The following is a 5,735-nucleotide window of genomic DNA, read 5'->3' as shown; positions in this document are numbered from 1 at the left end:
GGCCACGACTGCGCGGAATCGGCCGTCGTCGGACGCGGCGGTGGGGCCCGGCGAGCTCGGGTCGCGGAGGTCGGCCAGCGGTGCCTCGTTCATGAACGCCCGGACCTCGGGGACCTTCAGGTGGCGCGAGATGGTGAACTGGTCGGCCGTCCCGAGGGCGCGTACGGGCTGCCTGCCCACCGGCGCCGGGAAGTCCCAGTGCGCCGGGACGTCCAGGCCGTCGGCGAATGCCACCGTGATCTCGTCCGGGGCCGCCCGGTCGCCCATCGCCGCGGTGGCCGGCAGGTCCGGCAGGCCGCCGAAGAAGCCCGACGCCCTGGCCGAACGACTCTGCTCACTGGCCGGGGGCGGCATCACGGCCGACGAACGGGCCCGCGCCGCCCCCGGTATCCCCTACCGCACCGGCATGCACCCGATAGGCCGCCCGGCGGCCGGGGCGGACAAGGCCTAGGACGGCGGATAGGGGGCGTACTTGAGGCGGCGGGCCAAGTGGGCGACGTTCGCTGCCAGGGTGGCGGTCGTCGCGGCCGTCTTTTCCGGGGTCTTGTCGAGGTCCTGGTAGTCGGTGCCCTGCATGGCCTCCCCCACCCAGTACGTCACCGCGTTCGCCGGCAGGGTGAAGCCGCAGTCGTTGAGCCCCTGGAACAGTTCGGCGCTGACGTGGTGGGCGCCGTCCTCGTTGCCGACCACGCAGACTCCGGCGACCTTCCCGTAGGTGAGCATCCTGCCTTCCGCATCACTCTCCCCGATCTCCGCGTCGAGGCGCTCCATGACGCGCTGCGCGAGGCTGGAGGGGTGCCCGAGCCAGATCGGGGTGGCGAGGATCAGGATGTCGGTGCCGAGAATCGTCTCGCGGATCTCCGGCCAGAAGTCCCCCTCCCCCATGTCGACGGCCACGCCCGGCCGGACGTCGTGGTCGGCGATGCGGATGACCTTGCCGGTCACTCCGTGGCCGGCAAGCGCTTCCATGGTCTGCTCGGCCAGTAGTTGGGAGGAGGACGGCTTCGGGGACGGGGACAGGGTGCACACCAGGGCTACGGCGCGCAGCGGAGTGGTCTCGTTGGCTTCCATGCCACGCGCCTACCCCGGCGAAGCCGCCGTGATCAGACGTTTCAGCATGTGACACACACCCGCGCCGGCGGGTGGGATGCGCCCTTCTGCGGTCCAGGTCGTCTCGCTCCGGGCGCTGTCGGCAGGCGGGGAGGAGATCCACTCCTTGACGGGGCTGTGGGAGAAGTCGCAGCCCGGCACCTACAGGTAGTGGTAGGCGCTGCCGGGGTGGACCTGGCCCTGGGCGGTCTCCATACGAGAGGGGGCCACGCCGAGCATCGGGCCGTCACCAGAGCTTGTCGGTCTCCCCTGGGTACAGCTCGATGCCGCAGTGGTGGAACGACGCCTGGGCCTGCCGGGCCGCGGGCGAGAAGAAGTCCGCCATGGTGACCTTGTCGAAGCCGGGCTGGTCGCTGCGGAACGGAGCCTGCGGTGTTCCTCCGATGAGCACGGCTCCCGGAAGCACGCGCCAGCCGGCACCTTCGTAGAAGCCCTGCAGCGGGCGGTCACACGTGAACAGGCCGAGGTCCAGGCCGCGCAGCTGCATCTGCTCGTGCGCCGCGGCCACCAGCCGGCGGCCGTACCCACGGCCACGTGCGTGCTTGTCGGTCACCACCGTGCTCAGGCCGCCGGCCGTGAAGCGCCCGCCTGCGTGGACGATCTCCTTGGACAGGATGTCCAGCGCGGCCAGCACGGTTCCCTCGTCCACGAGCAGCATCGACAGCGGCCGCAGGGCGGGATCGTGGCCGGGGGTGTCGACGGCGGCGTCCGACGGGTGCGCGGAGGGCCAGGCCTGCTCTTGGATCCGCCGCACCTGGACGCGCAGGTCGGCGGGAGTGGCTGCTTCGGGAAACGACAAGATCTGCACGCGCCGATTGTGCTCACGCCACGCCCGGGCGCAAGTAGCCCCCCTCCAGGCCTCCCTGTCAGGCACGGGTACAGCCCCTGTGGCGACGACCTTGGTCAGGACCGTGCGAGGGACGGAACCCATGGCGCGGAAGCGGTCGGCGGCACGTGGAGGTTGGGGGTGTGGTTCCTCGCCGGCAGGCCAGTACTGTCAGGCCGGCCGGACGCAACGCGACTCGGTCCGCAGTACGGGCGTGCCGTCGACCGGGGCCGGGTCCTCCGCGGTCGACGCGATACCGGCGGCGACCTTGTCGAGTGTCGTCAGGCCCTCGGCGCCGACCGTGCCGAGTACCGTGTGGTTCGGTCGCAGCGCGGAGTTTCCGTGGACGACGCACGGCCGGGCAGCCCAGGAACAGTTCGTACCAGGCCTCGGCGCGCCCGATGTCGCGCACCGGGACCATCGCCCGGCTCCGTCCTGGACGACACGCCCAGGGGCGGGCGCGGGCGGACGGGCGCGTGCGATGCGGACCGTGCGCGGGGCGGACCGCATGCGCGCAGGCCGTCCGGGCATGCGCGCGGTGTGATGACGAAGCTCAAGGCGATGACGTACGCGCCGCCCGGCGCGCTCGCGGCCGGCGCCGCCGGTGCGGTGGTGGTGTTCTCCGCGTGGGGGCGGGTCCTGGCCGTCCCGATGGCCGGCCCATCGGCCCCGGGGTTCCGGGACGGGCGCCGGCGCCGGAACTCCGTGCTGCGCAACCACCCGGTCCTCGGCCATCTGCCGTTCGCCCTGGCGGCCGTGCGGATCGAACTCCAGCAGTACCGGTCCTGCGGCATCATCAACGCACGCGCCAAGGGGACCGACGCGGAAGAACCCTTCGGCACCGAACGCGACCTCTACCGGCCGGGCGCCGAGTACCTCGTCCTGTCCATGGCCCCGCGGCCGGTCCCCGAGGAGGCGCCGCGGATCAGGATCGGCGGCCCCGACCGCACCCGCCCCTACGACATGGTCCTGCTCAACGTCTCCGCCATGAGCTCCGGCTCGCTGTCGTCCCAGGCCGTCACGGCACTCGACACCAGGGCCCGGCCCGGCACGGTGGTTTCGTCCACGACACCGGCGCGGGAGGCCGGTCCGAGTACCGTCCGCGGCCCGGCGGCGACCTGGTCCGGGAGACCGGTACGGGCCACTTCGGCTGCCGCACCGAGGACGGGCGCTTCGACGAGCGGCAGTTCGCCGAGTAGGCCGCGCACGACCACGACGGGGCGCCCCGCACCTGGGCGCAGGAGTGGGCCGCGGCCGACCCGGACCGCTTCGGCGGGTGACCGCCGTCCCGGCCCGGCCCGGCCCGGCACCTCGCCCCGACGCACCCCACCTCGTTCCCCTTTCACCCGTCACCCCACGACCCACAGGACTGCCCCATGACACGTACCGTTGCCCGCGCCATCGTCGACGCCCTCAAGGAGCTCGACGTCCGCCACGTCTTCGGAGTCGTCGGCGACGCCCTCAACCCCCTCACTGACGCCATCCGCACCACCGACGGCATCGAGTGGATCGGCTGCCGCCACGAGGAGGCGGCCGCCTTCGCGGCCGGCGCGCAGGCACAGCTCTCCGGCCGGCTCGGCGTGTGCATGGGCACCGTCGGCCCCGGCTCCGTCCACCTCCTCAACGGCCTCTACGACGCGGCCAAGAGCCACGCGCCCGTCCTCGCCGTCTGCGGCCAGGTACCGCTCGCGGAGTTGGGCACCGACTACTTCCAGGAGGTCGACAACGACCAGCTGTTCCGCGACGTCGCCGTGTACCGGGCGACGGTGACCTCGCCCCAGCAGATGCCCCGGATGCTGGAGTCCGCGGTCCGGGCGGCGGTGACGCAGGGCGGCGTGGCGGTCCTGACCGTCCCCGGCGACCTCGGGGAGCAGGAGATCGAGGAGGACCGTTCGGTGCGGCTCGCCCCGGACCGGCCGGTGACCCGGCCCGACGATCCGGCGCTCGCGGAGGCCGCGCGGCTCGTCAACGCCGGCTCCAGGACCACGCTGCTGGTCGGCCGCGGAGCGCGGGAGGCCCGCGAAGAGGTCCTGCGGCTGGCGGAACTCCTCGCCGCGCCCATGGTGCTCACCCTGAAGGCCAAGGAGGGCTTCGAGCACGACAACCCGTACCAGGTGGGTCAGACCGGGCTGATCGGCAACCCCGCGGCGTCGCACGCCCTCGACGGCTGCGACACCCTGGTCATGCTGGGCACCGACTTCCCCTACCGCGACTGGTACCCCTCGGGCTGCAAGGTCGTCCAGATCGACACCCGGGCCGAACACCTGGGCCGCCGGATCCCGGTGGACGCCCCGCTCGCCGGGGACGTGGGGGCCACCCTGCGCGCCCTGCTCCCGCGGCTGGAGGCCACGACCGACCGCTCCCACCTCGACGACGCCCGCTCCCGCTTCGATTCCTGGACCGAGGACCAGCACAGGCTCGCCGACCCCCGCCACGACCGCCGTTGGACGGGCCGGCTGCGCGCCCTGGTGGACAACCGGGACCACGACGTCCGCCCCGAGGCCCTGGCCCTGGCCGTGGACCGGCACGCCGCGGACGACGCGGTCTTCACCTCCGACACCGGCATGGCCACCGTATGGCTCTCCCGCTTCGTCACCCTGCGCGGGACGCGGCGGCTGCTCGGCTCCTACAACCTCGGGTCGATGGCGAACGCCATGCCGCAGGCGCTCGGCGCCCAGCTGTGGGACCCCGACCGGCAGGTGATCGCGTTCTGCGGGGACGGCGGGCTGAGCATGCTGCTCGGGGACCTGATGACGATCAAGACGTACCGGCTGCCGGTCAAGCTCGTCCTGTTCGACAACCGGCGCCTGGGGATGGTCAAGCTGGAACAGGAGCAGGCTGGACTGCCGGAGTTCGGCACGGAACTCGACAACCCCGACTTCGCCGCCGTCGCCACCGCTCTCGGCCTGACCGGCATCCGCGTCACCGACCCGGACGCCCTGGACGACGCGGTGCGCCAGGCGCTGGAGGCGCCGGGACCGGTCCTGCTCGACGTGCTGACCAACCCCCGCGAGATCGCCGTGCCCGCCAAACCCACCGTGGGGCAGGGGTGGGGCTTCGCCATCGCCAAGGTCAAGGAGACGCTGGCCAGCGACCGGGACTGACCTCGTCCCGCGTCGGGCGCCGGGCGGGGCCGGCGGGGGCCGGGGGCGTTCAGGAGCGCTCCGGGGTGCCCACCGGCGGCTCGGGGTGCTCGGAGCGGATCTCGGGCTCCAGTCCCTGCGCGGGCGTGGTGGGGGCCCGGCCGACGTCCACCCGCCAGGCCTCGAACGCCAGGGTCGTCGCCGTCACGACGGCCAGGCCGAGGAACCAGCCGGCCACCACGTCGCTCAGCCAGTGCACACCGAGCGCCACCCGCGTGTAGCCGACGCCCACCACCGACACCGCCGCCAGTGCCCACGGCAGCGGGCGCCACCGGCGGGGCACCAGCGGCAGCAGCACCAGCAGCAGGACGGCGCAGGAGGTGGTGGCCGTCATGGCGTGTCCGGAGGGGAAGGAGAAGCCGGGCGCCTGGGAGACCGGGTCGGGCAGGTGCGGCCGGGCCCGTGCCACGAGGGCCTTCACGAGCAGGCCCAGCAGTCCGCTCGCCGTTGCCGTGACGGCGGCCCACAGCGCCAGCCGCAGCGCGCGCCGGACCAGGAGCCACACCACCAGGGCCGCCACGAGCAGTCGCATCGTCACCGGGTCCCACACCACGTGGGTCAGGAAGTCGAGCACCCGCACCCAACCGGGATGCTCCAGGGCCGCCGCGTGCAGTCGCCCGGCCGTGCCGCGGTCCAGGCGCAGCAGCGGGGTCCAC

Annotated in this window: 5 protein-coding genes and 2 pseudogenes; 3 read left to right on the top strand and 4 right to left on the bottom strand. The window is 73.4% G+C overall.

The genetic code is table 11. The features are described 5' to 3' along the window. Nucleotides 1-234: pseudogene (locus tag VR44_RS35055) on the bottom strand (hypothetical protein); the annotation flags it as partial. Nucleotide 235: 1 nt separating this feature from the next. Between VR44_RS35055 and VR44_RS45570 the strand changes: the two are divergent. After that, nucleotides 236-451 (top strand): hypothetical protein, encoded by a 216-nt coding sequence (locus tag VR44_RS45570; RefSeq protein WP_157880505.1) that lies wholly within the window; start codon nucleotides 236-238, stop codon nucleotides 449-451. Here VR44_RS45570 and VR44_RS35050 read toward each other — a convergent pair. Together VR44_RS35050 and VR44_RS35045 are read right to left on the bottom strand one after the other, a co-directional pair. Then, nucleotides 448-1,071 carry a flavodoxin family protein gene (locus VR44_RS35050; RefSeq protein WP_045951690.1) on the bottom strand — a complete coding sequence of 208 codons (624 nt, stop codon included), beginning with the start codon at nucleotides 1,069-1,071 and terminating at the stop codon, nucleotides 448-450. The genes VR44_RS45570 and VR44_RS35050 overlap by 4 nt on opposite strands. Nucleotides 1,072-1,336: 265 nt before the next feature. Then, nucleotides 1,337-1,918, bottom strand: a complete 582-nt coding sequence (locus tag VR44_RS35045; RefSeq protein ID WP_045951689.1) for a GNAT family N-acetyltransferase — start codon at nucleotides 1,916-1,918, stop codon at nucleotides 1,337-1,339. A gap of 579 nt (nucleotides 1,919-2,497) precedes the next feature. Between VR44_RS35045 and VR44_RS46630 the strand changes: the two are divergent. Continuing rightward, nucleotides 2,498-3,132 (top strand): annotated as a pseudogene (locus VR44_RS46630) (glutamate synthase-related protein); the annotation flags it as partial. 180 nt (nucleotides 3,133-3,312) lie between these two features. Continuing rightward, nucleotides 3,313-5,040, top strand: coding sequence for a thiamine pyrophosphate-dependent enzyme (locus VR44_RS35035; protein WP_045951688.1), 1,728 nt, complete (start codon nucleotides 3,313-3,315; stop codon nucleotides 5,038-5,040). Nucleotides 5,041-5,089: 49 nt separating this feature from the next. Here the strand turns inward: VR44_RS35035 and VR44_RS35030 are convergent. After that, a partial coding sequence (locus VR44_RS35030; RefSeq protein WP_045951687.1) for a phosphatase PAP2 family protein occupies nucleotides 5,090-5,735 on the bottom strand: 646 nt, incomplete at its 5' end.

Origin of the sequence: Streptomyces katrae (assembly GCF_000966975.1) — a bacterium.
Classification (GTDB): Bacteria; Actinomycetota; Actinomycetes; order Streptomycetales; family Streptomycetaceae; genus Streptomyces; species Streptomyces katrae.
This window is presented reverse-complemented; position numbering and strand designations above follow the sequence as displayed.